We start from the raw sequence: 25,638 nt of genomic DNA, 5'->3' as shown, positions 1-25,638 counted from the left end.
TTGGCGCTCTCAAACAAATTCGCAAGTGCAAGGGTGTTGGATATATAATAAAAATAAATAAAAACAGGAGATTAAGATCGATTTCTGCCTTAATGACTATACATCACAGATACGATGGACCGGCAATCGGGGCGACGGGAATGCAACTTACGACGGTTATGATCGGAGTTGGCAGCTGTGTAGCCCGGGAAAGCCGATCATAGAATGCTCTAACGATCCGCTGTTGGGGGGCGATCCACAGCTGCACAATCCTGAAGACTTGCTGATCACAGCGCTGAGTTCGTGTCATATGCTCTGGTTTTTGCATTTGTCATTGAATGCTGGGATCATTGTGATGTGCTATGAAGATAACCCCATCGGTCACGGTGAGAGCGCGCCTTCTGGGGCCGGGCGCTTTGTTGCGGCAACGCTGAGACCGCAGATCACACTCGCGCCCGGAATGGATCCATGGGCGGCGGATGCGGTGCATGGCAAGATCCATGATGTCTGTTTTATAGCCAGATCTGTCAACTTCCCCGTTCGCATCACAGCGCAATACGACTTTGCAGAACCCTAAGACCCGCCACGCATCTTGCTTTAGCGCCAACTGAGGCCTAAAGGGGTGCCATGAGAATTCTGTATCTTGGCGATGTTATGGGCCGTTCCGGGCGGCTGGCAATTTCAAATGAACTGCCCGGTCTTCGGCAGCGTTTGAAAGCGGATTTTGTTGTGGTTAATGGTGAGAATGCCACTGGTGGCATGGGGCTTTCGGCCAATCATGCCCAGGAGATTCTCAAGGCGGGCGCCGATTGCATCACGCTGGGCGATCATGCTTTTGATCAAAAGGATATGTTGCAGTTCATCGAAACCGAACCACGCATCATTCGCCCGCTTAATTTTTCCAAATCAGCGCCAGGGCGCGGCGCTGCGATTTTCACCGCCACGCGCGGGCGCAAGGTTTTGGTGGCACAAGTCCTGGGGCAGGTGTTCATGAAGCGGCCTTTTGATGATCCGTTTTCCGCTGTGGATGCGATACTGTCGCGCCACCCCTTGGGTGGGCAGGTCGCCGCGACGGTGGTGGATATGCATTGTGAGGCCACCTCTGAAAAAATGGCGATGGGGCATTTTTGTGATGGCAAGGCCAGCATGGTTGTCGGATCGCACACCCATGTGCCGACTGCCGATGCGCAGATTTTGGAACGTGGCACAGGCTTTCAAAGTGATGCTGGCATGTGCGGTGATTACAACTCTGTCATTGGCATGCAAAAGGCTGAGCCGCTCCGCCGGTTTATCACTGGCATGCCCAAAGCGCGCTTTGAACCGGCCCTGGGACCGGCGACGCTCTGTGGTCTTTTGGTGGAAACAGAAGATGGCACGGGCAAAGCCAAATCGATTGAGATGATCCGCCATGGCGGGGTGCTCAGCCAATCAGCCGGGGTGCCATCTGAGTGAGGCATCTCATTCCTTATGGGTGGCTTTTGTTTATCGGTGTCAGCTGGGGCGCCACACTACCATTGGCAAAAATCGCTGTTTCCAGCGGCTATCAACCCTTGGGGCTCATCTTTTGGCAAATGTTGATCGGCGTTGTTGTCTTGGGGCTGGTCAATATGATCCGTCGCCGACCGTTACCGATCAATCGGCGGGTGCTTCCATTTTATCTGGCGATTGCGCTGATTGGGACGATTATTCCAAATGCGGCTTCCTACAAAGCCTATACGGTTCTGCCAGCGGGGATCATGTCCTTGCTTTTATCCTTGATCCCGATGATCGCGTTTCCAATCGCTTTGATGCTGGGTTTGGATCGTTTCAGCTTCAAACGCATGGCCGGTCTGTCGCTTGGTTTGTTTGCGGTCTTGTTGATTGTGGGTGTGCCAGAGGCTTTGCCAAATGCGGCGATGCTGGCTTTTATTCCTCTCGGGCTGCTGCCGAGCCTCATGTATGCGTTTGAGGGCAATTTCGTAGCTCGTTTTGGCACCGGTGGGGCCGGTCCATTGCAGCTGCTATTGGGCGCTTCGATCATTGGCATGGGGATCACAGGGCCGCTGGCCTACAGCACTGGGCAATGGATCAACCCGCTGCATGACTGGGGTGTTGCGGATGTGGCTGTGGTCGCCTCGGCCTTGATCCACTCTGTTGTTTATACTTTATATGTAATGATTGTGCGCCAGTTTGGCCCAGTTTTTTCGGTGCAGGTAAGCTATGTTGTGACCGCCGCTGGGCTGGGATGGGCCATGTTGATTTTAGGCGAACGCTACGCAGGACCAATATGGCTTGCGTTGGCTTTGATGTTCATGGGCATTTATCTGGTCAGCCCGAATTTAAAGGACACTCAAAATGGAAAACCTCATTTTGACTGATCAAAGCCAAGCGTTCTTCTCGCTTGGGGTGGTTGCCTTGATATTTTTGTTGTTTCTACGCAAAGCTTCGCAACGGAGGTCGTTGCGATTTTTGGCGTTGCTGTTTTGCTCATCAGCGGGGTGCAGCCCTATGGAGTGGCGCTTGCGGTTTTGTTCAATCCTGCTCCTTGGACCATTGCGGCCATGTTTTTGGTTATGGCGCCAATTGTGCGTACTGGCAGCATTGACGGATTTATCAAATTGGCGCATCGCCTGACCCAAAGGAGCCCGGCCTTGGGGTTGGGATTTTTGTTTGCATTTTGGTTCTTGCGTCGGCTGTGGTGAGCAACACACCCGTAGTGGTAGCCGTCATGGTGGCTGCGAGCGCGAGTTTTGCCATGCCCATTGGATATCAAACCAATATGTTAGTCTATGGGCCGGGTGGCTATAAATACACTGACTTTTTGAAGGTTGGTATTCCGCTCAACATGTCAATTGGCGTGCTGGCATCACTGTACATCCCATGGTTCTGGCCGCTCTATCCTTGAGGTTGACGGCGCAAGAAACCCATAGCCGCAAGAATAAAGACAGCAGCAATCGGGCTAGCGCGACAGGATCGCACGTTCAGCTATGGCCCAAACATCTACGCCTTTCCTCCCCGCCTAGTTTTGGCAGATTGGCATGAATTGCCGCTAAAGACGGGTTGAATTGCTCCGCTGCCCCGCCTAGAAACGGTCGAAATAATTAAACGTAGGGGACTGTCATGGCAGGCCATTCCAAATGGGCAAATATCCAGCACCGCAAAGGTCGGCAGGATGCGGCACGGTCGAAACTATTTTCCAAACTGGCCAAAGAGATCACCGTGGCGGCCAAGATGGGCGACCCTGATCCCGATAAAAATCCACGGCTGCGCTTGGCGGTGAAAGAGGCGAAATCTCAATCCGTTCCGAAAGATGTGATTGATCGGGCGATTAAAAAGTCCCAGGGCGGCGATGCTGAGAGCTATGATGAAATTCGCTATGAGGGCTATGGACCTGGCGGGGTTGCGGTGATTGTGGAAGCGATGACCGATAACCGCAATCGCACGGCCTCAACCGTTCGCTCTACATTTACCAAATGCGGTGGAAATCTTGGCGAAACAGGCTCGGTCTCTTTCATGTTCGATCGCAAAGGTCAGGTACTCTATCCTTTGGAAGCGGGCGATGAGGACACTGTGATGATGGCCGCGCTGGAAGCCGGTGCGGAAGATGTGGAAACCACCGAAGACGGCCATGCGATTTTTTGTGCTGATACAGACCTCAACGAGGTTTCCAACGCCCTAGAGGCGCAATTGGGCGAATCTGAAAGCGCCAAGTTGATCTGGAAGCCGCAAACGACCACCGAGTTAGATCTGGATGGTATGGAAAAGCTGATGAAGCTCATTGATACTTTGGAAGACGATGACGACGTGCAGCGGGTCACAGCCAATTTTGAGGTCAGCGACGAGGTTATGGCCGCGTTATAAGATCCTGAGAATAAATAAATAAACAAGGGAATTATGCCCCTTTTTACTCGTGCGTTTGGGTGAATATTTCGTGGAATTTTTGTCACTGGGTGGAGAATATCTGCTGAAATCGTCTGCTCCGCAGAGGTCTTTAATCTGATTTTTCAAAAGTATAAATTCCACAGCTGTATTTAACGGCTTTGTCGACCTCTGTCACAGAAGTATCGAGGTGCAAATCACTGGAATCATCCACATAATCAAATCGTCGTAACGTCATGTGCTGCCTAATGGATGGGCGATCGAAGATAGAGGTGACGTGAAACACCCTATGGGCGTTAAAATGTACCTCGGCGGCTTATCCAATGAGAAAGCTGATGTACAAACGACCACCCTTAGACACCAAGCTCACAAGGTTCGTTAAGCCTCAGATATGAATATTTATATTGATTGGGTCTGTGTCGCGTCCCAGGCCAAAATGCTCAATCGCGTGAAGACAAAACAGAGTGTCTGTTTGACCTAAATCCTGTGGATTCATCAGATCAGCCTGACGAAATGTGATGTTTTAGTGTTCGGATTTTGGCAAGGGGCGGACGTCAACAGCTTCGATCTCACGATAGGCGGCCACATGTGCAACAAACCCATCTACACGAGAGACGATATCAATATGGCGCATTGGATTGTGGTCGTGGATGAACCGTGCGACCAGCAAGTCTTTATGGAAATAATGGCCCTTAACGGTTCCGGCAGTGTCGGCGTAATCTGACAGGTTGCGAAACTCGCGGGTTATTTTTCCGCCTTGTGCCAGCCATTGTTTTTTATATCTGCAGAATTTCTGCAGATATTTAAAATGCTTTGGCTTCATAAGAACAGTCCAATCTCGAGTGGCAAAATATATTGTAAAATATTTTAAGTTCAAAAGATGGACTTCATCCCGTGGAATGGTGTTGTGTAGCATTCGTCAATATGGAGCACCCTCGCGCCGCACACCATGGGATATGGCGGCTCAAAGCTCTCGATCACTTGGCATTTAACAATTTGAAAATAAGCGCGCTTGGGGGCTAGGAGGCCCCCTTGGGGCGGACAACTTGGAAGCTGCCGTCCATATAGGCCAAGGGCGGCGTGGCAGCATTGGTGATGGCTGTCACATTTCCGATGCAAATATCGTGGCTTCCATGGGAAATAATTTGATCCACGGTGCATTCAAAGGCGGTGGCGCCGCTGATGACTGGCCCGCTGGCTGAGTCTCGGCAACCGATGGCACCAAAACGATCGGGCTCTTCTTCGTCAAATCGGCCCGCAAAGCGGCCTGCTAACGCGGTTGCGCCTTCGGGCAGAACATTTACACAAAACACTCGGTTCCGTCCCACGGCCAGACCAATCCGGCTGTCAGATCTTAGGCAGACCAACACAGAGGGTGGATCGGCCGATAGCGAGGAGAAGGCACTGACTGTTGCGCCTGTGGGGCCGTCTTCTCCCAGCGTTGTAACCACCGTGACCGATTGCGCCACATGGCGCATAGCCTCGATAAATAAGCTGCGGTCAACCATTATTTGTCCAGTCTCTGTCGCGAAAATAGCGTGCACCAGACATACCGTCTTTGGGGCATAATTCAATGGCGATATGGGTCTTTTCTTAGGTCATGTGACTGGTGAAATTTTAGGCGGGTAGATTTGGCGTGGTTGATTCTGTTTGATGCTGGCCTGACCTAATAGTCTAGATGAATTTTTCCCCAAAAAGCGATATATAGAAAATTTCTGATCCCATGACGCGGCGTGAGGAAGCCGCGACGAAAAAAATGGGCAATTTTGATGATATTTTCAAGTTTACTGTTGCGTCATCCAGATGTTTGTTCGTTAATCGTTTGAATAAAACACCAATCCAATGAGATTGGAGAATGCGGGGATCAAGGGTTGGCTGAGGCACAGACGAAAGCATTTGTTGAATTTCAACGCGTGCAAAAAAGTTATGACGGCGAAGTTTTAGTGGTCAAAGACCTGAATTTGGCTATCCCACGCGGAGAGTTTTTGACCATGTTGGGCCCATCGGGTTCAGGCAAGACCACTTGCCTGATGATGTTGGCTGGGTTTGAGACTGCCACCCACGGAGAAATTTTGCTTGATGGCAAGCCCATCAACAATATCCCACCCCACAAACGTGGCATTGGTATGGTGTTTCAAAACTATGCCTTGTTCCCGCATATGACCGTGGGTGAGAACCTGTCGTTTCCTTTGGAGGTGCGCAAATTCGGCAAATCTGAACGTGAGGCTAAAGTTAAACGCGCGTTGGATATGGTTGAAATGGGAGATTTTATTTCTCGCCGTCCGGCGCAGCTGTCTGGCGGCCAGCAGCAGCGTATCGCATTGGCGCGGGCTTTGGTTTTTGAGCCAGAACTGGTGCTGATGGATGAGCCTTTGGGAGCGCTTGACAAACAACTGCGCGAAAAGATGCAATTTGAGATCACAGACCTGGCCCATAAGCTGGGCATCACAGTGGTCTATGTGACCCATGACCAAACCGAAGCTCTGACGATGTCGGATCGGGTCGCTGTGTTTAATGATGGGGTGATCCAGCAAATCGCCCCGCCCGATGAGCTCTATGAAAGCCCTGAAAACAGCTTTGTGGCGCAATTTATCGGTGAGAATAACACGCTTGAAGGCGTGGTCAAAGAGATCAACGGTGGTGTCGCACTGGTTGAGTTGGACAGCGGCGATTTGATCGATAGTAAACCGGTTAATGTTAGCAAGCCGGGCGAGCGCACGCGTGTGTCCATTCGTCCTGAGCGGGTCGAATATAATAAGGATCGTTTGCAAAAAGGTGCACACACGCTTAAAGCTGAGGTCCTTGAATTTATCTACATGGGCGACATTTTCCGGACTCGGTTGCGTGTGGCCGGCAATGATGAGTTCATTATCAAAACGCGCAACGCGCCAGATCAAGTTCGCCTGACCCCAGGCACGCAAATTGAGATTGGCTGGATGCCCGAAGATTGCCGCGCCTTGGATGCGTAACCGCCTCCAAGCCGGACAACGATCCCCGACGCAGATTGGGGCAAATAACTAAGTTTTAACTGGGAGACTATTACAATGAAAAAGACAACTCTACTTTTGGCCGGAACCTCTCTGGCCCTTGGCACTACCAGCGCGTTTGCTGGTAGCCATACAGGAAGCATCACTGCAGTTTCGTGGGGCGGCGCATATACAGTTTCGCAAATCGAAGCTTACCACAAGCCTTGGACTGCAGCGACTGGCAACACGGTTGTGTCTGAGGACTATTCAGGGGGTATCGCTGAGGTTAAAGCGCAAGTGGAAGCTGGCAACGTGACTTGGGACATCATCGACGTTGAGAAGTCAGACGCAGTGCGCGGTTGTGATGAAGGCCTCTTCATGGAAATCGATCCGACGTCATTGCCAGCGGGTTCCGATGGGACAGCTGCCGTGGATGACTTCATTCCTGGCTCTTTCACAGATTGTGCTGTGGCCAACATTGTATGGTCCACTATTTTTGCCTATGATTCATCTGTGACGACCAATGGCCCGAAAACTATTGCAGATTTCTTCAATGTGGATGCCTTCCCTGGTAAGCGCGGTCTGCGCAAGTCACCAAAAGCAAACTTGGAAATGGCTTTGGCTGCTGACGGCGTTGCCTCCGGAGACATCTACGATGTTTTGGCAACAGATGAAGGGGTTGATCGAGCATTCGCAAAACTTGACACCATCAAAGACATGGTTGTTTGGTGGGAAGCTGGCGCGCAGCCTCCACAATTGTTGGCTGATGGCGAGGTTGCTATGACGACAGCCTATAACGGACGTATTTTCAACGCAGTTGCCGGTGAAGGTAAATCCTTTGAAATCGTTTGGGACGCACAAGTTCTCGACGTTGACATGTGGGCGATCATCAAGGGCGCACCAAATGCTGAATTGGCAATGGACTTCCTGAAGTTCTCAACTGCGACAGAGCAGTTGGCTGCGCAAGCGTCCTACATCGCCTACGGCCCAGCTCGAAAATCATCAGCACCCTATGTGACAACGTATCATAGCAATGCTGACCTAGAAATGGGTCCTCAAATGCCAACTGCTGCGGCAAACTTGGCAACAGCTATTCCGAACGACTTTGAATTCTGGGCTGATAATGCAGATGAGCTCAACGAGCGTTTCAATGCTTGGTTGATCAACTAGTTTGACTTTGGTGGGGCGCTCTCGGGCGCCCCATTCTCTTTTTATTCTAGGATCTTGAATCTATGATGGACTCCTCTGGATCGCTTCTTGCGGTAGATGGTACACCCCTAAGGCGGAAATTGGCGCAATCGATGTTTCGAAGCCGAGTGCGGGCCTTTGGCCTGGCTCTTCCGCTTTTGGCGTTTATCATTGTGGTTTTTGTCTACCCGATTTTGGATTTCTTGCGCCAATCGGTATATGATGCTCGGTTTGCGACGCTTATGCCAGCCACTTCTGAGGCAATGGCTGATTGGGATGGCAGCACTGCACCGACCGAAGAGATGGCTGCCGCGTTAGTGGCTGATTTGGTTATTGCGAAAAAAGAAAAAACCATCGGTAAAGTGGCCACGCGTGTCAACCGTGAGTTGAGTGGAACTCGTAGCCTCTTTACCAAGACTGCGCGCAACGCCAAGAAAATGAAGCCACCATATATGGAGGCTTTGATCAAAAAAGATAAGGATTGGGCCGATATTGAAACTTGGCACGCGATGAAAACCGCCAGCCGGGTTTATACGCCAGCCTATATCGTGGCGGCTTTGGACCGCAAAATGCTGGCTGACGGTTCGATCATACAGCAAAGCGAGGAACGCCGCATTCATGTGCAGCTCTTTGCGCGGACGATGGAAATTTCCTTTTTGGTTACGATATTTTGTTTGATCCTTGGGTATCCAATTGCGTTTCTGATGGCGTCCCTGCCGCTGCGCACGTCTAACTTACTTTTGATCCTGGTGCTTTTGCCGTTTTGGACTTCTCTCTTAGTGCGGACCACGGCCTGGATCGCCATGCTTCAGGCTCAAGGGGTGATGAATGACCTTTTTGTGGTATTTGGTCTGGCGACAGATGAGGATCGGTTCAGTTTGATCTACAACAAAACCGGCACATTGATTGCCATGACCCATATACTGCTGCCCTTTATGATCTTGCCGCTGTTTTCTGTCATGAAAACTATTCCGCCAAGCTATGTGCGGGCGGCCAAGTCCATGGGCGCAACGGATTGGACGGCCTTTTGGCGCGTCTATTTTCCGCAATCCGTGCCAGGCATTGGGGCAGGGGCCTTATTGGTCTTTATTTTAGCCATTGGCTATTACATCACCCCTGCGCTGGTTGGCGGGCAAGACGGGCAGATGGTCTCAAACATCATCGATTTCCACATGCGAAAATCACTGAACTGGAACCTTGCGGCAGCCCTTGGGTTGGTGATGCTGGTGTTCGTGATGTTCCTCTTCTGGGTCTATGATCGCGTGGTGGGCATCGACAATATGAAACTGGGGTAAGACCAATGACAGGTGAATATCGTTATATCCCACCGAAACCCCCGCTTGGGTTCACTGTGGGAATTTTGGCCGGCTTTGGCGGCTTGACCGGTATGATGACAGCTCAAGGCGATACGGGGCTCATGCTGCCCTTTCTGGCTATTGGCGCGGTGCTTTTCGCGGCATTTTCCTTTGCCATGACCCAGCTTGGGGATCGTCGACGTTTAGCCGCTTGGCTGGGTGTGATCTTCTTCTTCGCTGTGGGGACGGTCTTAGTTGGCTTTGCTTACGGCGTGTTGATGGCCATTGTGGGTTACATTGCCGGTGGCATGGCCTGTTGGCTGGCTTCGGGCCGCTATCGATTGAACTTGCCGCCCTATGCCACGGCGCGGCAAGTGCTTTGGTTCTACAGTTTTCGCGTGATTTGCGGCATGATCTTTGTGTTCTTGATTATGCCGATCTTTGTCTTGATCCCATTGAGCTTTAACCAAGAGCCATATTTCAGCTTTACCCCTGGGATGTTGCGCTTTGATCCACTGGCCTATTCGATGCGCTGGTATATCGATATTTTGCAAAATGGCATGGTGGATCCGGCGGCGGTTGTCGGTTGGTGGAGTGATATGTGGTCGAATGCGCAGTGGATACGCTCCATTCGCAACTCCTTTTTCATTGGCTTCTGGGCGACTATGATCTCAACGGCTCTCGGTACGCTGGCTGCCGTTGGTCTGTCCTCCAGCGATATGCCTTGGCGCCGCCCAATCATGGCCTTGCTGATTTCACCGATGATTGTGCCCTTGGTGATCACCGCATCGGGTCTCTTTTTCTTTTTCTCTAGTGTGGGCTTGGCAAAAACCTATCTCGGCATCATTCTGGCACATGCGGCTTTGGGCACACCATTTGTGATCATCACGGTCACAGCTACCTTGTCAGGCTTTGATCAATCCTTGACCCGAGCCAGTGCAAATATGGGGGCAGGGCCTATCCGCACCTTCTTCAAGGTACAAATGCCGTTGATCCTGCCTGGAGTAATTTCCGGAGCGCTTTTTGCGTTTATCACCAGCTTTGACGAGGTTGTGGCGGTGTTGCAGCTGGCGGATGTGCGCCAACGCACGATCCCGCGGCAGATGTTCAGCGGTATTCGTGAGCAGATTTCACCTACGATCTTGGCTGTTGCGACGATCTTGGTCATTATCTCGATCTTGCTTTTGACGACCGTTGAGTTGCTGCGCCGGCGATCAGAGCGCTTGCGTGGCGTGACCCCGTCCTAAAGCGAAAATTATCACAGAGCGTCGGTTTTCATGGGGATAAGCGACGCAATTTTCCTTTTTTGCTGTGAAACTCTGCTAGGCTTCTGGAGGCAAAACGGTGGAGGGAACTATGGCCGAACTTGAACTCTTGCAGATGCTGATTGATGGCCAGTGGTGCTCAGCCTCCGATGGGACCACCTTCGAGTGTATTGATCCGTCTACGGGGATCCCTTGGGCCCTTATTCCAGAGGCGAGCCATGCCGATGTGAACCGGGCAGTGGAGGCGGCCGCGTCGGCTTTGGAGGGTCCCTGGGGGGAGATGACCCCCACACAGCGCGGCAAGCATTTGGCCCGGCTTGCAGATCTTTTGGCCGCCCATTCTGAAGAGATTGGGCGTATCGAGACCCGCGACACCGGTAAAATGTTCAAGGAAACAGCATGGCAGGCGACCTATATTGCCGAATATTTGCATTTCTTTGCGGGTGCGGCCGATAAGATCAGCGGTGACACATTGCCGATTGATAAGCCTGATATGTTTGTTTTTACCGACCGAGAGCCTTTGGGGGTTATCGCGGCCGTGATCCCTTGGAACAGCCAAATGTTCCTCACCGCCACCAAGCTCGGACCGGCCTTAGCTGCGGGCAATACGATCGTGTTGAAGGCATCAGAACACGCCAGTGCGCCCCTGTTGGCTTTTGGAAAATTGATTGCTGAGGCTGGTATCCCGCCCGGTGTGGTCAATATCATTACGGGTCATGGTGCAGTTTGTGGTCGCGAATTAACGCGTCATCCGAAAGTGGCCCGCGTCGCTTTCACGGGGGGACCGGCGGCCGCGGCGCAGGTGGTCAAAAATTCTGCGGAAAATTTTGCGGAGGTGAGTTTGGAATTGGGGGGCAAGTCTCCAATCATTGTCTTTGACGATGCCAATATCGAGAGCGCTGTGAATGGTGCGATCGCTGGGATATTCGCGGCCAGCGGTCAATCCTGTGTCGCGGGTTCGCGGCTTTATTTGCATGATGATATCGCAGATGACTTCTTGGCGCGCATGCTCAGAATCGCCCGCGGCATCGTGATTGGAGATCCCCAGGCCGATGCGACAGAAATGGGCCCGCTGTGTACGCTTGGGCAGGTTGAACATATTGAGCGGCAAGTGGCCCTGGCGATCGAGGAGGGCGGCAAGCTGCTGTGTGGGGGGCGCCGTCTCTCTGGGCCGGGCTTATACTTTGAACCCACCATTATCGAATGCCCGCGCCAAGACATGACCATTGTCGATACGGAGCTTTTTGGGCCGGTGCTGGCCGTGCAACGGTTTCGCACGGAAGCCGAGGTTTTGGAGATGGCCAATGATACCAAGCACGGGCTGGCCGCGGGGCTGTTCACCCGCGATGGTGCCCGGCAATTGCGTTTGGCAAAAGCGCTGAAATCAGGGATGGTTTGGGTCAACACCTATAGAATGATTTCGCCGATTGCTGAATTTGGTGGGGTAAAAACCTCTGGCCATGGGCGGGAAGCTGGGCTGCAAGCGATGTATGATTACACCCGTGCCAAAACCATCTGGGTCAATCTGTCCGATGATCCGATCGCCAACCCTTTTCAACCACGGTGACAAAATGAAGTTTCACATAGCGATAAATCTAGAACGCATGGACGCCGAGACGGATATGCGCGAAGTGCGCGATCATGTGCTCGATATGGTGCAGATGGCCGATCGAGCGGGATTTGAAATTGCCTGGGCGGCGGAGCATCACGCGCTTGAAATGACGATCGCCCCCAATCCGTTTCAAATCATGACCTGGTGGGCGAATCATACTGAGAGCATCCGTCTGGGATGTGGCGTGGCCAATGCCGCCTATTGGCACCCGATCAATTTGGCCGGTGAAGCGGCAATGGTCGATCTCCTGTCGAATGGGCGGTTGGACTTGGGGCTGGGCTCTGGGGCCTATCAACGCGAATTTGACCGTATGAAGCCCGGATTGGCGCAAAGTGACAGCTGGCGCTATATGCAAGAAATGCTGCCTTTGGTGCGCAAACTTTGGCAGGGGGACGTGACTCACGAAGGGACATATTGGCAATTCCCCTCGGCCACATCCTGTCCGAAGCCGCTGCAAGGGGAGGTGCCGATGTGGGTCGCAGCCCGCTCGCCCATCACCTTTGACTATGCGGTGGCCAATCACTGCAATATCATGTCATGGCCGTTTTCTATGCCCTTTGCAGAGGCTGAAAAGTATAAAGCCCAGCTTGATGAGGCGATCGAGGCTGCGGGCAATGGCTGGGATGGCACATTCGCCATGATGCGGCACGCGGCGGTCTACGAAACGCCTGAAGATCGCGCCGCAGCTATGCATGCCATTCGCAGTGTATTGGGCAGATTTGGCAATTTGATGACCAAAACAGGAGCGGTGCGCAATGGCTTTCCCGAAGCGGTCTCGGCTGAGGATTTGGCGGGCAATGTCCGCGTGGACCCCGAAATGCTTGAAGAAAACCTGATGTTCGGATCGCCCGAACAGGTGATTGCAAAACTGCGCCGCTACGAGGCGTTGGGGGTAGATGCCTTCATTTATTATGCCTCGATGGGATTGGGGATGGCGGAGCAAAAACGCTCACTTCAGAGCTTCATTGATAATGTAATGCCAGAATTCACCTAAAGGACTTCGCTATGAGTATCGAAATTCGCCGCACGCTGACTCTTGTTCAAACCACCTATGAAGAGGGCGGCAAGGCCGTGCCTGTGCCAACCAAATTGGTGAGCGCCATTGCGATCGTCAAAAACCCTTGGTTCGGTCGGGGATGGGTTGAGAACCTGCGCCCAGAAATTCAAGAGCACGGGCCGGTGCTGGGCAAGTTGTTGACCGATCTATTGCTTGAGATTTGCGGGGATAAGATCGAGGGCTGCGGCAAAGCCAGTATTGTTGGCATGGGGGGTGAGATCGAGCACGCACAAGCGATGACGCACACGCTGCATTTCGGCAATCAGTTCCGCGAGGCGGTCAATGCCAAGTCCTATCTCGCTTTCACCAATACCCGCGGCGGCGCGGGCACATCCTTGATGATCCCGTTGATGCATAAAGATGATGGCGGCATGCGCAGCCATTATCAAACCATTCATACCACCGTGCCCGATGCGCCTGCCGGCGATGAAATATTGATTGCGCTTGGCGCCTCCATTGGCGGTCATCCTTTGCACCGGATTGGCAACCGCTATGATGACCTGCGGGATATGGGCCGCGATGTGGACAATCCCGCCGGTGTTTAGAGCAGCTGATGGCACGGCCTATTGGCTTGACGGGCCCGAAGATGGACCGCCTTTGGTGTTGATCCATGGTTTGGGGTTGAGTTCATCGCTGTGGCAGGCCCATTTGCCAGCGATCTGCGCGCGTTACCGGGTATTGAAATATGACCTTTACGGACATGGGCAGAGCCGCCCAGCAGAGCGCCCGCTCAACCTGTCAGTCTTTGCGGAGCAAATCGCTGAATTGCTGGAGGAAACCGCGATGGGCCCTGCCCATTTGGTCGGGTTTTCCATTGGCGGCATGATCAATCGACGCGTCGCTATGGACCATCCAGATTTGGTGCGGTCATTGGTAATACTGAATTCTCCCCATGATCGCGGTGCGCAGATGCAGCAGGAGGTCGAGGCGCGGGCACGCCAGGCGCTGGATCAGGGTGCGGAGGCGACACTACAGGCCGCTTTGGAGCGATGGTTCACGCCAGAATTTCTGGCTTCAAATGCACAAACTCCTCAGCAGGTTGCATCGTGGCGCATGCAGGCGGATCGCGCGAGCTATGGGCAGTCGGCCTGGGTTTTGGCTCATGGTGTTAGGGAGTTAATTCGTCCAGCCCCGCCTTTAAAGCACGCGAGTTTGGTGATGACCTGTGCGGAAGATGTAGGCTCAACGCCGCAGATGAGCTGGGATATAGCTGCTGAAATTCCGGGGGCAGGGTGCCAAATTGTACCGCAGCTCAAACATCTGGGTTTGTTGGAAGTGCCAGAGGCTTTTACTCTGCCAGTTTTGGATTTTTTGCAGCGGGTTTAAATGCTGCCGCAGGCGTTCACTTTACGGCTTGCGCGGCGAAGAGCTGACCGGGCCCTTGCAAAGCCTGTGGATCGCCAGACAGCTTTGCGAGATGCCAGGCTAACACAAGGTTGCTCGACAGTACCGGCAGGCCAAGCTCGGCTTCCATTGGGGCAATCAAATCTATGGTGCGCAGGTTGGTGCAGCTGAGAAAAATTCCATCAAGTCCGCCGCCGGCCAGCAGATAACGGGCCGCACTTCGAACGGAGGCGCCAGAAATGCGCACAACCTTTGACTCTTCCGCCTCGCCGAAGGTGCCGAAAACTGGAGTTTCGACACCGTTTTGTTGCAAAACCTGTCGCAGATTGGCACTGACCTCTTCCAAGTAGGGAGACAAAAACGCAATACGCTTGAGCTTGAGATGCTGGCAGGCGGCCACCAGTGCCGACACGGGCTGGCTGACCGCTTGGGTTTTCGTGCCGGATTTCACCAGCCGATCAATCTCCCGCACGCCAATTTGAGCGGTGCCAGAGGTACAGCCATAGCCCACGGCGTTAAAGCGCAGGGTTTGGGGGAAGAGCGCCGCTGAGGCCTCAATATGCCCGGCCATAGATTGCAGCGTTTCAGCCGTGACCTCTTGCCCGCTGGGCACGCGGCTAAAGAAGAGATCCGCGGTACCGCGCATCTGCATCATATCGCGCTCTATGGTTTCATCCGATTGCAAGACCACAAGCCCAATTCGAATTTTATCAATTGAAACAAATTATATGGTAGAAATCGCATGTTAAATCCTGCGCATTTCGGCGCCATAGGGCTGGCTAAGCCATTCGGCGCCATTCTCGCGAATGACAATATTTTCTTCATGAACCAAAGCGCGGCCCGGCGCCAGTTCGATCCCTGGCTCCAAGGTGAGTACCATACCCGGGACCAGCGGCGTGTGATCTGTTGGGATCAAGCTGGGCCATTCTGTGAGGTTCATGCCAAGCCCGTGGCCGTAGCGGCCAGCTTCGGACCCGCCGGCGCCGCCGGTGACAATTTTGTCCATAACGTGAAACAGATCAGCGGCGGTTTTGCCCGGTCGCGCGGCCTCAAAAGCGGCATATGTGGCTTCGATCAAACGGCTGTGCCCTGCGGCAACATCTGGCGATGGGCTGCCAATGGCAAAGTTGCGATCAAAATCGCAAAAATAACCATCATGCACCAAGCCGGTGTCCAGCATCAAGATATCTCCCGCCGTGAGCGGACGCTCGTCGGCTGGAGAGATCACATCGCCATAGCCGCCCTGGGCCGCAGCACCGGCGAGATAGGGCACCCAATCGGCGCCTTCCTCCAGGCAAAGGCGCTGAAAATCACGAAACACCGCTTCTAAAGGCTGACCGACGCGGGCAATCTCTGGCACGCGCTCAAAGGCGCGGGTGGCAACGTGACACGCGGTTTTGATCTTCTCTATCTCAGCGTCAGATTTCACCAAACGCAGGCTCCGCAGAATGCCAGCATCCGCACCGATAGGCTTGGGCAGAGCGGCGTTGAGCCGACCAAAGTCATCCAGCGGCATGCGCAGATGAGACTGCAAGCCACTGGGCGTGCCAATGCGCGGACCTAATGCACGCAGGGTTTCGGCCAAAAGGCCTATTCCGTCATCGTCGAGATCTGGCGCGCGCCATGTGCGGATATCTGAGATCCACGTACGGGCCATCAACGCCGCGCCAATTGAGGGGATGACGGCAATAGGATCACCAGCGCGGGGCAACACCAAGAACCAAGGCCGGCAGGGGCTTTCCCAGAACCTCGTGAGATAGCCTGTGAAATAGCGAATATCTGGCTCAGTGGTCAGCAAAATGGCGTCGAGATCAGCGTCATCCATGCGGCCTTGGGCACGTTTCAGGCGTGCTTTAAATTCTGCGATTGTGAAGCCTTGGGGCATTATTCAGGGCCTTCTGAAAGTATGACGAGCACATGAGAGTTTGCGTCAAGTTTGAGCGCCGTACGATGGGCAGGTGAGGCTAGAAGACCCGCCAGCCCCGCGGCTCCGGAGGGTGTACTCTCCATTTGATGCGCCGCGGCATAATTGGCGCCGGCTTGACCTTCCTCTTCGCTGATCAGCGCGAAGACATCGGCATCTTTGGCCAGCCCCTTCAGAGCAATCAAAGAGGCCTCTAGGCAATCTAGCCGACCCATAGCGCTTCCCGGGCCTGTCGCGGCGATGAAATCACCGGCCTGAATGCAGCCGAGCAAAGCCGGGGCGTGGCATGGTTCAACCACCACGATCACCGGTGCTTCGCCCCAAGTTTTGCGTGCCATCGCTGCTGCGGCGCCGGCCAATCCGCCAACGCCAGCTTGTAAGAATATATGGCTGGGAGCAGAGATTTGCCGCTCGGCTTCGGCCATAAAGACAGTATAGCCCTCCATTAAACGATGACTCAGATCGCTGTAGCCTGGCCAAGAGCTGTCCGACAACAAGGTCCAACCGTTATCCTTGGCCGCAGCTTGCGCTGCGCTCATGCTCTGTTCATAGGTCTCGCCGGCGCGCTCGACGGTTGCGCCATGCGCGATCAATCTTTTGGCAAAGGCTTCTGGCACGCTCTGGCTGAGAAAGATCACTGCGGCGGCGCCAAAGGCTTTTGCGCCTGCCGCCACGCTGAGTCCGTGATTTCCAGCACTGGCGGTGACATAGGTTTTGGCGCTCTGCGCTTCGCCTTGGACGATGGCGCTATGGGCGATGACATAGGCTGCGCCAAGTGCTTTGAAACTGCCCAGGCCCATGCGGCCGCGCTCATCTTTCACGCTGAGCTGCGCGATATTCAGATCTTGCGCAATATTCGGAGCTTGCAGCATTTCAGTTTCAGCAGCATTGGGGCAACCGGCCAAAAGGGCTTGCACGGCGGCGGAATCAGTCGAGGGGGCGGGGATGTCGCGCAGGATGTCGACAGTCAAACCAATGTTGCGGTGGGGGTTTTGCAATATATCCATCCCGTGAATGGAGCCCATCGCATCCGAAAGAGCAAGCCTATATGCGACCTGTCACAGCGCGGAATTGTCAATTTCGTAGCGTGCCTTTAACATGGGCGCAACCAGATAGAGAGATTGCATGAAACTTCAACATCCCTTGCACCCAGAGCCCAAAGATGCGCAGACGCGGCGGGCGCGTTCGGTGGTTGTATGCTATCCAACCGAAACCTTGCCACAGGTGACTCTGGCGGCTTCAGCCGCAAGGCGGGAGGGCGCAGATTTGGTACAGCGGCTCTCTGTGCCGCCCCGGTCGGCTGGCTGTATTGATGTGCCAGCGGGGCATTTCGCGCGGATTGTTTCGGTGGGGGGACCGCAGGTAGGAGATCTGAACATTTGGAACAGCCACAACCTTGCGGAGCATTTCTACAGCGGCAAAACACGCGCTTTGCATGGCACCCATGTCAGCACGGGAGACAGCCTTTGGTCGAGCTTCCCCTTCATGCGGCCCTTGGCGCATATCATCTGTGACACGCTTGACTGGTATGGCTATGACGCGGATGGCGGTTCGGTGCATGATGTGATCGGCACGCGCTGTGACCCCTATACGGGCCGCCTGCTCAGTGGCACAGATTACCATAATTGTTGCCACTCCAACCTAACGCGCGCCGTTGCTGATCACTTTGATTTGCTGCCCGAGGAAGCGGAGCGGCATGTGCATGATGTGCTCAATGTCTTTATGTTAACGGGGTTTACCCGCGACACACATCAATACTTCATGAAGGCCAGCCCCGTACGTCCGGGAGATTTCCTTGAACTAGAGGCACAGATTGATATCACGCTGGGGCTTTCTGTCTGCCCGGGCGGTGATTGCGGCGCAGAGCATTCCAGTGACACAGCGCAATGCCATCCACTGGTGATCGAGATCTATGCGCCTAAAACACTGGCGGACTTCACCCCTGCACCGCCCAACCCTTACGGCCGTTGAGCGCGCTGGGGGGCTAGGTCAGGCAATATAGCTACGATAACGAGTGAGCTGATTAGATTTCGTTGGCCTTAACTACCTTAGCTAACAGTGAACTTCATCCTCGTCCTGGTTTGTAGGCTCATCGGAGGGCTGACTGGCGCGCGTGGCGGGCGCGTCAAAAGCAATGCGAAATCCCATATGGTTGGTGGTGCTTTCTGGCGAATTGCCTGTGCGTGCGGCGATGCGGTAGCGCGAGCAATAGGAGGCATGGCACAGAAAGCTGCCGCCTTTGATGACCCGATACCCCTGCATGGCCGCCGCATGAGCCTTGCCGGCTTTGGAGAGGGATTTGAGGCGAAACAGATCGGCGGTCCAATCCCAAACATTGCCGGCCATGCCATAAAGCCCGTATCCATTGGCGGCAAAGGAGCGAGCCGGGCTGGTGAAAGCATAGCCATCGGCGGCGGTGTTCTGGGTGGGAAAATTGCCTTGCCAGATATTGCAGGGCAGATGCTCATGATCATCGGGTGGCGCATTGCCCCAGGGATAGGTCACATCTCCCAAACCACCACGGGCGGCATGCTCCCATTCTGCTTCCTTCGGAAGACGTCCCCCCGCCCAGGCGCAATAGGCCTGCGCATCTGTCCAAGATAGATGCACCGCAGGGTGATCGGGCAGGCCTTTGGCGCCTAAAGGGCCTGTGGGACGCCGCCAATTTGCGCCATCGACCCGCCGCCACCATTGCGCAGCTGCCGCGCCTTGCCAGGTGGTCTGGCGCGCTGGAACCTGGAGATGAAAGACGAACGACCAGCCAAAAATTTCAGCCTCTGTGACATAGCCGGTCTGTTCTGCGAAGTCGGAGAATTCGGCATTGCTCACCGGAGTCTGCCCCAACAGAAAGGGTTTCAGCTTGACCCGCCGCTGCGGGAATTCGCCGTCTAGTTTGTTGACCGGTCGGTTGGTCCCCATGAAAGCTGTTCCGCCTGGTATGGGGCATAGCGCCCCGCGATGCGCTCCACCGCTCAAAGTTTGCGAGACACGTTGAGAGGGGGTACCCTGGGGGCCGGGTGGCGCGCAGCAGTTGGGAGAGGTTGGGTCCACCGCCATTGCTGTGTTATATCTCTTTTTTGTCTTGCACGATATTCATGCTGGCTGTGCCTGAAAATCCAATCTCCACTGACGCGAACGGTCCGCCTTGGCACATTTGCCCAGGGTCATGAGGGGCTGCTGGATCGGCGGCCGCCAGGACCTCTTCTGCAAATTGCTCGGCATTGTCTTTCGGGCGATATCCCAAGAAGGCCGCCTTGTGATTGTCGACCGTGACCCGGTCATTATTGGACACGCCATAGATCACGGAAAAGCCCGTGATCGGTGTGGTTATGGCCTGCTGAACCAAGTGGATCAGATCGTCATAGGACAGCCAGGAGCCGAGCGCGCGCGGGTTGTTGATCTGTGCGGCGGAAAGGATTCGCAGGTGCACACTCTCAATGCCCTTCTTGTCCCAATAGAGACTGCCAAGATCCTCTGCAAAACATTTAGCCAAACCATAGTAAGTGTCCGGGCGGTGCGGCACCTCGGTATCGATCCTTTGGGTTTTGGGATACATGCCCACCGCATGGATAGAGCTAGCATAGACCACGCGGCGCAGCCCCTTGCGCGCGGCTGCTTCCCACACATTATAGGCGCCAATGATATTGGAATGTAGGATCTTGTCCCAGGCGGCCTCATCACCAATTGCGCCAAAATGGACCACCATATCCGCACCATCAAGCACCGCCTCCATTGCCTCCAGATCGCCTAGGTCTGCTTTGACGTAGGTCTCACTGGGATAAAGCTTGCCGATGTCCTCGGTCCAATCGGTGGAGACCAGGCGGTCACACATCTGGCTTAGCGGTTCGCGCAGATAGGAGCCCAGCCGTCCCGCGGCACCGGTTAACACGAGTTTTTTCATCAAATTACTGCCTTTTCTAAAAAGGGTTTGCCCTCTTCGATACGTTTGTATGCGAAGGGGGAAAGGTCAATGCTGCGATAGGCGCCATAGGTGATAAATTCGGCCAATCCGCGCCCGATGGCCATAGATTGTTGCAAGCCGTGGCCCGAAAAACCATTGGCAAAGAGGAAGTTCTCGACCTGATGATGCGGGCCGATGATCGCGTTTTGATCGAAGGTGTTATAGGCGTAATGTCCCGCCCAGCTGTTGATCAGCTTGATCGCTTCGAATTGCGGCACACGGGCGGCGATGATGGGCCAGACCTTCTCTTGCCAGATGCTGTGGTCTTGGGTGAAATCGTCATAGGCTACGGGCGCATCATCATCGGGCGGACAGCCGGCAAGATAATAGCGCCCCTCCGAACGCATATGCACGCCAGAGGGGTCGATGGTGAGGGGAAGGTCGCGCGCCAGCGGCTGCTCGGCATCAAAGACGAAGCTGTAGCGTTTGCGCGGCTCAACTGGCAAGTCTAGCCCGGCCATACGCGCAGTTTGCGCGGCGCGCGGGCCTGTGCAATTGACCACGAGCCCGCAGCTGAGCCTCTCGCCCGAGGCCAGGGTCACGCTGTGGATGCGGTCTGCGTGCCGGTCCATCGCCACAACCTCATTTTGCACATATTCAGCGCCTTTTTCTTGGGCCACGCGCTTGCACCAATCAAAAATCGTGCCGCCGTCAAAATAGCCTTCGTTGACGGTGTTATGATTGCCTACGGTAATGTCGCCCACATGATAAAACGGATATTCGGCCTGAATTTCAGAGGCTGTCATATGCCGCGTGCCAGCGCCCATTTGTGCCTGCAGCGTTTGACTGTGCCGCAGGCTTTCGGCATCAGCGGCGCTATTGGCCAAATACATATAGCCAAAAGATTGTATATGGATTTTCGGAACACGCGGGTCGTGATCAAAATAGCTTTGAAAATTGTTGATAAACTCTGCGCCAAATTGGCTGACTTGGATATTGGTTGGGTTTGAAAACTGTTGACGGATGCAAGAATTGGTGTGGCTTGTGGACGCGCATTCAAAACTGAAATCCCGCTCCACCACAAGAATGGACCCGTCAAATCCCGGATCGCGGCTGAGCCACCAGGCGATGGAGCTGCCATACATAGCGCCTCCAATAAAGATTATGTCATAGCTATGCGCTTTTGGAGTTTGCTGTGGCTGTGCCATTTAGAACGCCTCACCGTTTTTCGCCCGCTCCAGAACATCGGCGATCTGTTGTGGCGCCAGACTGTAAAGCTCTTCTGCCGCCTGCGCGGTGATATAGCCGCCAGCCAGATCTTTTAGGATTTCTGCGGTGCTGCGTTCGCAGACAGGTCCGTATCCTGCGCCACCGGGGAAAGCCATCATGACCTTTTTGCCATGTGGCACAAATTGCTTGCCTTTACCGCGCATGGGCGCGCCATCGTCAAGCGCGATCGTGGTGGGCCCGCCTTTGGATCCGCCTTGGCGACCATTTGCTGGGTGGTTGACGCGATCGAACATGGCTTGGATGTCAAATTCGTAACCCTCTTGCGCGCCAACCTCCATATATTGACCTAATCCACCGCGATGTCGGCCTACGCCGCCGCTGTCGGCACGCAGCTCTTTGCGCCAGATCAATACCGGGCCTACCTGCTCGGTGGCTTCGACGGGCATGGTCATCACTCCGCTGGGAAAAGCGGTGGCGTTCATTCCATCCAAACTGGGTCGTGCACCAGATCCGCCGGAGTTGAAGGTCAAAACCTCTGCGCGCCGGGCATGAGGCGGGGCGGGCGCATCGCTGCGGGGGCGCAGCGAGACTTGGAAATTGCACAGGCAACCCGCGCCCTCAGCAGGCACCAGCCCGGGCAACAATTGATCCAAAGCCGCATAGACCGCGTCGGGCACCATATGACCAATGATATGGCGCAGCGCCACAGGGGCGGGATGCAGGGCATTCACGATGGTGTTTTCTGGCGCCGTGATTTCAAAGGGCGCCAGGCTGGCCGCGTTATTGGGAATCTCCGGCGCTATGGCGCATTTGAGCGCGTAGCAGGCATAGGCTTTGGTGTAGACCAATGGGCAGTTGATGCCCTTCTTATCCAGGCCAGAAGTGCCGGAAAAATCGCATAAAATACGGTCTTTTTCGATGGTGAGCTGCACTTTGAGATCAACCGGCTGCGCATAGCCGTCGGTGCGCATTTCCCCTCGGGCCATGCCGGGCGTCAGCGCGTTGATCCGCTCAAGTGTCGCGCGGCGGGAGTTGGACAGAATAAACTCAGAAATCCCGGACAGATCCGCAAGCTCAAATTCCTTCATCATATCAATCAAGCGGCGGTGGCCAATTTCGTTGCAGCTGGCCAGCGCATAGATGTCTCCCACCAGCTGATCAGGCTCGCGCACATTGCCGCGGATGATTCGCATCAAGGTCTGATCCACCACGCCGCGATCGGCCAATTTCATAATGGGTATGTAGAGACCTTCCTCATAGACACTATTGGCATCCGCTCCAAACCCTCGGCCCCCGATATCAACGATATGCGCGGTGCAGGCAAAGAAGCCCACAAAGGTTTCGCTGTAGTAACTGGGGGTTACAATGGTAATGTCATGTAAGTGGCCGGTGCCCTCCCAAGGGTCATTGGTGATGTAAATATCGCCGGGGGCGAAATTTTCGCGGCCAATCCGGCGTATGAAATGGTCCACCGCGTCGGCCATGGCATTGACATGGCCTGGGGTGCCGGTGACCGCTTGGGCCAGCATGTGCCCTTGCGCATCATAGACCCCGGCAGAAAGATCCCCAGCCTCGCGCACAGAGGTTGAGAAGGCCGTTCGCACCAGCGCTTGCGCCTGCTCTTCCACCACAGAGATCAGGCGGTTCCACATGACTTGATACTGCACCTCAGAGGTGGCGCGGGGGGGCGTGGATGCGATCATTGCGCCGCTCCTTTGTCTACTGGCCGCGCGGTCAGTTCAATACAGCCATCACTCATCGACCGCGCGCGGCGGGATTTGGGCACGATGATGGTGGTTTCCTCTTCTTCAATCACCGCAGGCCCGTCCAGCTCTGCGCCTATGGCCATATCGGCGCGGCGCCATTGGGCCGCCTGTGTCATTTGCGCCGATGCGGCATCAAATAGGCTGCGGTAATGGGTGGTCGTCAAGCGCTGGCCAGCCGGCTGGGGCGCCAGGGGCTGTGCAGCTGCGATGGTGGTTGCGGCATTGACCGACCAAACGGTGATCTCGATGTCCATACCTGCGACGCTGCGGCCAAAAAGGGTTTTGTATTCGCGCTCAAACAGCGCTTCAAACTTTGCTGCATCGGGCGATTGAGCCAAGGTGGCGTCAAGGGCTACGGGAATTTCCCATCCCTGGCCCGAATAGCGCATATAGACTTTGTATTGCGCATCAATTTCGGCCTTCGCGTCACAGCTGCGCACAAAGGCAGTGGCTTCCTGAGTCAATTCCACCAGCAAGTCGGTCGCCAGGTCTGATCTGAAATCAGCCAAACGCATGAACTGGCTGCGGGTGGCTTCAAAGCTGAATGGCGCGCGCAGAAAGCCAATCGCAGACCCGACCCCTGCGCCACTGGGCACGAGGAGGCGGGCAATGCCCAATTTTTCGCACAATCGCCCCGCGTGTAAAGGCGCTGCGCCGCCAAAGGCGATCATCGTGTAATCGCTGAGATCTTCTCCGTTTTCAACAGCATGCACCCGCGCGGCATTGGCCATATTTTCATCCACAACCTCGGAGACGCCGAAGGCGGCAGTTTGGCTATCCATACCAAGCGTATCGCCCAAATGTGCCGCAAGCGCGGCTGCGCTCGCCGCCGGCTTCAGTGTGATGCGCCCGCCTGCAAACTTGTCTGGATCCAGCCGTCCCAGGACCAAATCAGCATCGGTCACCGCCGGGCGGGTGCCACCACGGCCATAGCAGGCCGGGCCCGGCTCGGAACCGGCGCTTTCTGGCCCAACCCTGATTTGCCGCAGGCTGTCGACATAGGCCAAAGAGCCACCACCGGCGCCGATCTCAACCATATCAATTACGGGAATTAAAATGGGCATGCCCGAGCCTTTTTTGAACCGATAGCTGCGTGCAACCTCGAAGACACGGGCGGTTTTTGGAGTTTGATATTTGATGAGGCAAATCTTCGCCGTGGTGCCGCCCATATCGAAAGAGAGCACCTTATCAATCTGGTGACGCGCGGCGATATGGGCGGCAAAAACCGCCCCGCCGGCCGGGCCGGATTCCACCAAGCGAACGGGAAATTCAGCGGCATTTTCCAGGCTGATAATGCCGCCGCCGGAGTGCATCAAAAAGATTGGACATCGTGCGCCTTCACTGTTCAAACGCCCTTTGAGACGGCCCAAATAAGTTTTCATCAAGGGTTTGATATAGGCATTGGCGATTGTGGTGTTGAAACGCTCATATTCGCGCATCTGCGGGCTGACCTCGCAAGACAGAGACAGCATGGCGCCGGGCATTTTCTCAGACACAACCTCAGCCACGAGGCGCTCATGGGCGTCATTGACGTAGGAATGCAGAAAACCCACGGCGATGCTTTCAAAACCGGCCTGCTTAATTTCATTGACCAGGGATTCAATCTCAGCGCGGTTGATCGGCTTGAGCACTTGCCCATCAGCCTGCATCCGCTCCTTGATTGTATAGCGAAAATTGCGGGGCAGAAGCGGTGGAGGTAGGGTTAGGTTGAGGTCATATTGTTCAAAGCGGCTTTCGGTGCGCATCTCAATCACATCGCGGAACCCTTTGGTGGTGATTAAAGCGGTTTTGGCACCGCGGCGCTCGATCAGAGCATTTGTGGCCAGAGTGGTGCCATGAATGATCTGGGTGATCTGCGTGGGATCTATTTGGGCTTGTGCGCAAACGCGCGCCATGCCTTCGACAATGGCTTCCTCTGGGGCGCTATAGGTGGTCAAGACTTTGGTGGAAAACAGGTCGTCGCCACGCTCTAAAACGACATCCGTAAATGTACCGCCAATATCCACGCCCAGGCGCACAGGTTGCTTTTGCATTTCATCCTCCAACGTGTTTTCAGGTTAACAGAATGTGGCAGCAGGGGAAGGGATTTAGCTCAATTTTTGTGACAAAGCGGCAAAGAAAATACGCAGTTTTCGACCTGGATTCTGATGCGCAACTTTATGCGATTTGGTCGAAACGGGCCCCGGATTTAATGTCTTGGTCATACTGATGACGCAAGGTCACATTGCAGCTGCAATTCCGGGGATTGCCAGA

At 54.6% G+C, this 25,638-nt stretch carries 25 protein-coding genes; 14 read left to right on the top strand and 11 right to left on the bottom strand.

From position 1 onward, the window contains the following. The first annotated feature begins 223 nt into the window (after nt 1-223). From ABLW18_RS01820 to ABLW18_RS01810, 3 genes are read left to right on the top strand one after another with little or no spacing between them, the layout of a single operon-like run. Complete coding sequence (locus ABLW18_RS01820) at nt 224-556, top strand: OsmC family protein (RefSeq protein WP_347823176.1); 333 nt, start codon at nt 224-226, stop codon at nt 554-556. A gap of 50 nt (nt 557-606) precedes the next feature. Next, nucleotides 607-1,431: a TIGR00282 family metallophosphoesterase gene (locus ABLW18_RS01815; RefSeq protein WP_347823175.1), complete on the top strand. Its 825-nt coding sequence runs from the start codon at nt 607-609 to the stop codon at nt 1,429-1,431. Next, nucleotides 1,428-2,336 (top strand): DMT family transporter, encoded by a 909-nt coding sequence (locus tag ABLW18_RS01810; RefSeq protein ID WP_347823174.1) that lies wholly within the window; start codon nt 1,428-1,430, stop codon nt 2,334-2,336. The genes ABLW18_RS01815 and ABLW18_RS01810 overlap by 4 nt, the downstream gene beginning before the upstream one ends. Here ABLW18_RS01810 and ABLW18_RS01805 read toward each other — a convergent pair whose 3' ends face one another. After that, nucleotides 2,337-2,585, bottom strand: a complete 249-nt coding sequence (locus tag ABLW18_RS01805) for a hypothetical protein (protein ID WP_347823173.1) — start codon at nt 2,583-2,585, stop codon at nt 2,337-2,339. It abuts the gene before it with no gap. A 101-nt stretch (nt 2,586-2,686) separates the two neighbouring features. Here ABLW18_RS01805 and ABLW18_RS01800 point away from each other — a divergent pair, with 101 nt between their 5' ends. Both ABLW18_RS01800 and ABLW18_RS01795 read left to right on the top strand, forming a co-directional pair. Continuing rightward, nucleotides 2,687-2,863 carry a hypothetical protein gene (locus ABLW18_RS01800; RefSeq protein WP_347823172.1) on the top strand — a complete coding sequence of 59 codons (177 nt, stop codon included), beginning with the start codon at nt 2,687-2,689 and terminating at the stop codon, nt 2,861-2,863. 215 nt (nt 2,864-3,078) lie between these two features. Continuing rightward, nucleotides 3,079-3,819: a YebC/PmpR family DNA-binding transcriptional regulator gene (locus tag ABLW18_RS01795; RefSeq protein WP_347823171.1), complete on the top strand. Its 741-nt coding sequence runs from the start codon at nt 3,079-3,081 to the stop codon at nt 3,817-3,819. Between the two features lie 541 nt (nt 3,820-4,360). Here ABLW18_RS01795 and ABLW18_RS01790 read toward each other — a convergent pair. Then, nucleotides 4,361-4,660 carry a hypothetical protein gene (locus ABLW18_RS01790; RefSeq protein WP_347823170.1) on the bottom strand — a complete coding sequence of 100 codons (300 nt, stop codon included), beginning with the start codon at nt 4,658-4,660 and terminating at the stop codon, nt 4,361-4,363. A gap of 196 nt (nt 4,661-4,856) precedes the next feature. Then, a complete protein-coding gene (locus ABLW18_RS01785; RefSeq protein WP_347823169.1) occupies nt 4,857-5,345 on the bottom strand; it encodes a flavin reductase family protein in 489 nt (162 codons plus the stop codon). A 363-nt stretch (nt 5,346-5,708) separates the two neighbouring features. On the opposite strand from ABLW18_RS01785, the gene ABLW18_RS01780 reads away from it, so the two are divergent. The 8 genes from ABLW18_RS01780 to ABLW18_RS01745 all read left to right on the top strand — a co-directional run bounded on the left by ABLW18_RS01780 (nt 5,709) and on the right by ABLW18_RS01745 (nt 14,546). Further along, nucleotides 5,709-6,806, top strand: coding sequence for an ABC transporter ATP-binding protein (locus tag ABLW18_RS01780; protein WP_347823168.1), 1,098 nt, complete (start codon nt 5,709-5,711; stop codon nt 6,804-6,806). A 75-nt stretch (nt 6,807-6,881) separates the two neighbouring features. Further along, complete coding sequence (locus tag ABLW18_RS01775; RefSeq protein ID WP_347823167.1) at nt 6,882-7,973, top strand: ABC transporter substrate-binding protein; 1,092 nt, start codon at nt 6,882-6,884, stop codon at nt 7,971-7,973. 62 nt (nt 7,974-8,035) lie between these two features. Further along, complete coding sequence (locus tag ABLW18_RS01770; RefSeq protein WP_347823166.1) at nt 8,036-9,286, top strand: ABC transporter permease; 1,251 nt, start codon at nt 8,036-8,038, stop codon at nt 9,284-9,286. Between the two features lie 5 nt (nt 9,287-9,291). Further along, complete coding sequence (locus tag ABLW18_RS01765; protein WP_347823165.1) at nt 9,292-10,533, top strand: ABC transporter permease; 1,242 nt, start codon at nt 9,292-9,294, stop codon at nt 10,531-10,533. A 109-nt stretch (nt 10,534-10,642) separates the two neighbouring features. Continuing rightward, complete coding sequence (locus ABLW18_RS01760) at nt 10,643-12,118, top strand: aldehyde dehydrogenase (RefSeq protein ID WP_347823164.1); 1,476 nt, start codon at nt 10,643-10,645, stop codon at nt 12,116-12,118. A gap of 4 nt (nt 12,119-12,122) precedes the next feature. Next, nucleotides 12,123-13,157 (top strand): LLM class flavin-dependent oxidoreductase, encoded by a 1,035-nt coding sequence (locus ABLW18_RS01755; RefSeq protein ID WP_347823163.1) that lies wholly within the window; start codon nt 12,123-12,125, stop codon nt 13,155-13,157. Between the two features lie 11 nt (nt 13,158-13,168). Continuing rightward, a complete protein-coding gene (locus ABLW18_RS01750; RefSeq protein WP_347823162.1) occupies nt 13,169-13,765 on the top strand; it encodes an amino acid synthesis family protein in 597 nt (198 codons plus the stop codon). Continuing rightward, entirely contained in the window at nt 13,740-14,546 is an 807-nt protein-coding gene (locus ABLW18_RS01745) for an alpha/beta fold hydrolase (protein WP_347823161.1), read from the top strand. Before ABLW18_RS01750 ends, ABLW18_RS01745 begins: the two co-directional genes overlap by 26 nt. Before the next feature lie 16 nt (nt 14,547-14,562). Here the strand turns inward: ABLW18_RS01745 and ABLW18_RS01740 are convergent, their stop codons facing one another. From ABLW18_RS01740 to ABLW18_RS01730, 3 genes are read right to left on the bottom strand one after another with little or no spacing between them, the layout of a single operon-like run. Beyond that, the gene (locus ABLW18_RS01740; protein WP_347823160.1) at nt 14,563-15,255 is read right to left on the bottom strand and encodes an Asp/Glu racemase; all 693 of its coding nucleotides are present in this window, start codon (nt 15,253-15,255) and stop codon (nt 14,563-14,565) included. 54 nt (nt 15,256-15,309) lie between these two features. Further along, the gene (locus tag ABLW18_RS01735) at nt 15,310-16,449 is read right to left on the bottom strand and encodes a Xaa-Pro peptidase family protein (protein WP_347823159.1); all 1,140 of its coding nucleotides are present in this window, start codon (nt 16,447-16,449) and stop codon (nt 15,310-15,312) included. Beyond that, nucleotides 16,449-17,495, bottom strand: a complete 1,047-nt coding sequence (locus ABLW18_RS01730; RefSeq protein ID WP_347823158.1) for a pyridoxal-phosphate dependent enzyme — start codon at nt 17,493-17,495, stop codon at nt 16,449-16,451. The genes ABLW18_RS01735 and ABLW18_RS01730 overlap by 1 nt, the downstream gene beginning before the upstream one ends. A gap of 118 nt (nt 17,496-17,613) precedes the next feature. Here ABLW18_RS01730 and ABLW18_RS01725 point away from each other — a divergent pair, with 118 nt between their 5' ends. Beyond that, complete coding sequence (locus tag ABLW18_RS01725) at nt 17,614-18,459, top strand: DUF1989 domain-containing protein (RefSeq protein ID WP_347823157.1); 846 nt, start codon at nt 17,614-17,616, stop codon at nt 18,457-18,459. An 81-nt stretch (nt 18,460-18,540) separates the two neighbouring features. On the opposite strand, the gene ABLW18_RS01720 is transcribed toward ABLW18_RS01725, so the two are convergent. From ABLW18_RS01720 to ABLW18_RS01700, 5 genes are read right to left on the bottom strand one after another with little or no spacing between them, the layout of a single operon-like run. Continuing rightward, complete coding sequence (locus tag ABLW18_RS01720) at nt 18,541-19,545, bottom strand: formylglycine-generating enzyme family protein (protein ID WP_347823156.1); 1,005 nt, start codon at nt 19,543-19,545, stop codon at nt 18,541-18,543. A gap of 7 nt (nt 19,546-19,552) precedes the next feature. Then, entirely contained in the window at nt 19,553-20,389 is an 837-nt protein-coding gene (locus tag ABLW18_RS01715; protein WP_347823155.1) for an NAD(P)-dependent oxidoreductase, read from the bottom strand. Next, nucleotides 20,389-21,597: an FAD-binding oxidoreductase gene (locus ABLW18_RS01710; RefSeq protein WP_347823154.1), complete on the bottom strand. Its 1,209-nt coding sequence runs from the start codon at nt 21,595-21,597 to the stop codon at nt 20,389-20,391. The genes ABLW18_RS01715 and ABLW18_RS01710 overlap by 1 nt, the downstream gene beginning before the upstream one ends. Continuing rightward, nucleotides 21,598-23,322, bottom strand: coding sequence for a hydantoinase B/oxoprolinase family protein (locus ABLW18_RS01705; RefSeq protein WP_347823153.1), 1,725 nt, complete (start codon nt 23,320-23,322; stop codon nt 21,598-21,600). Next, the gene (locus ABLW18_RS01700) at nt 23,319-25,418 is read right to left on the bottom strand and encodes a hydantoinase/oxoprolinase family protein (RefSeq protein WP_347823152.1); all 2,100 of its coding nucleotides are present in this window, start codon (nt 25,416-25,418) and stop codon (nt 23,319-23,321) included. Before ABLW18_RS01700 ends, ABLW18_RS01705 begins: the two co-directional genes overlap by 4 nt. Between the last annotated feature and the right edge of the window lie 220 nt (nt 25,419-25,638).

Origin of the sequence: uncultured Planktomarina sp., assembly GCA_943788425.1 — a bacterium.
GTDB lineage: Bacteria > Pseudomonadota > Alphaproteobacteria > Rhodobacterales > Rhodobacteraceae > Planktomarina.
This window is presented reverse-complemented; position numbering and strand designations above follow the sequence as displayed.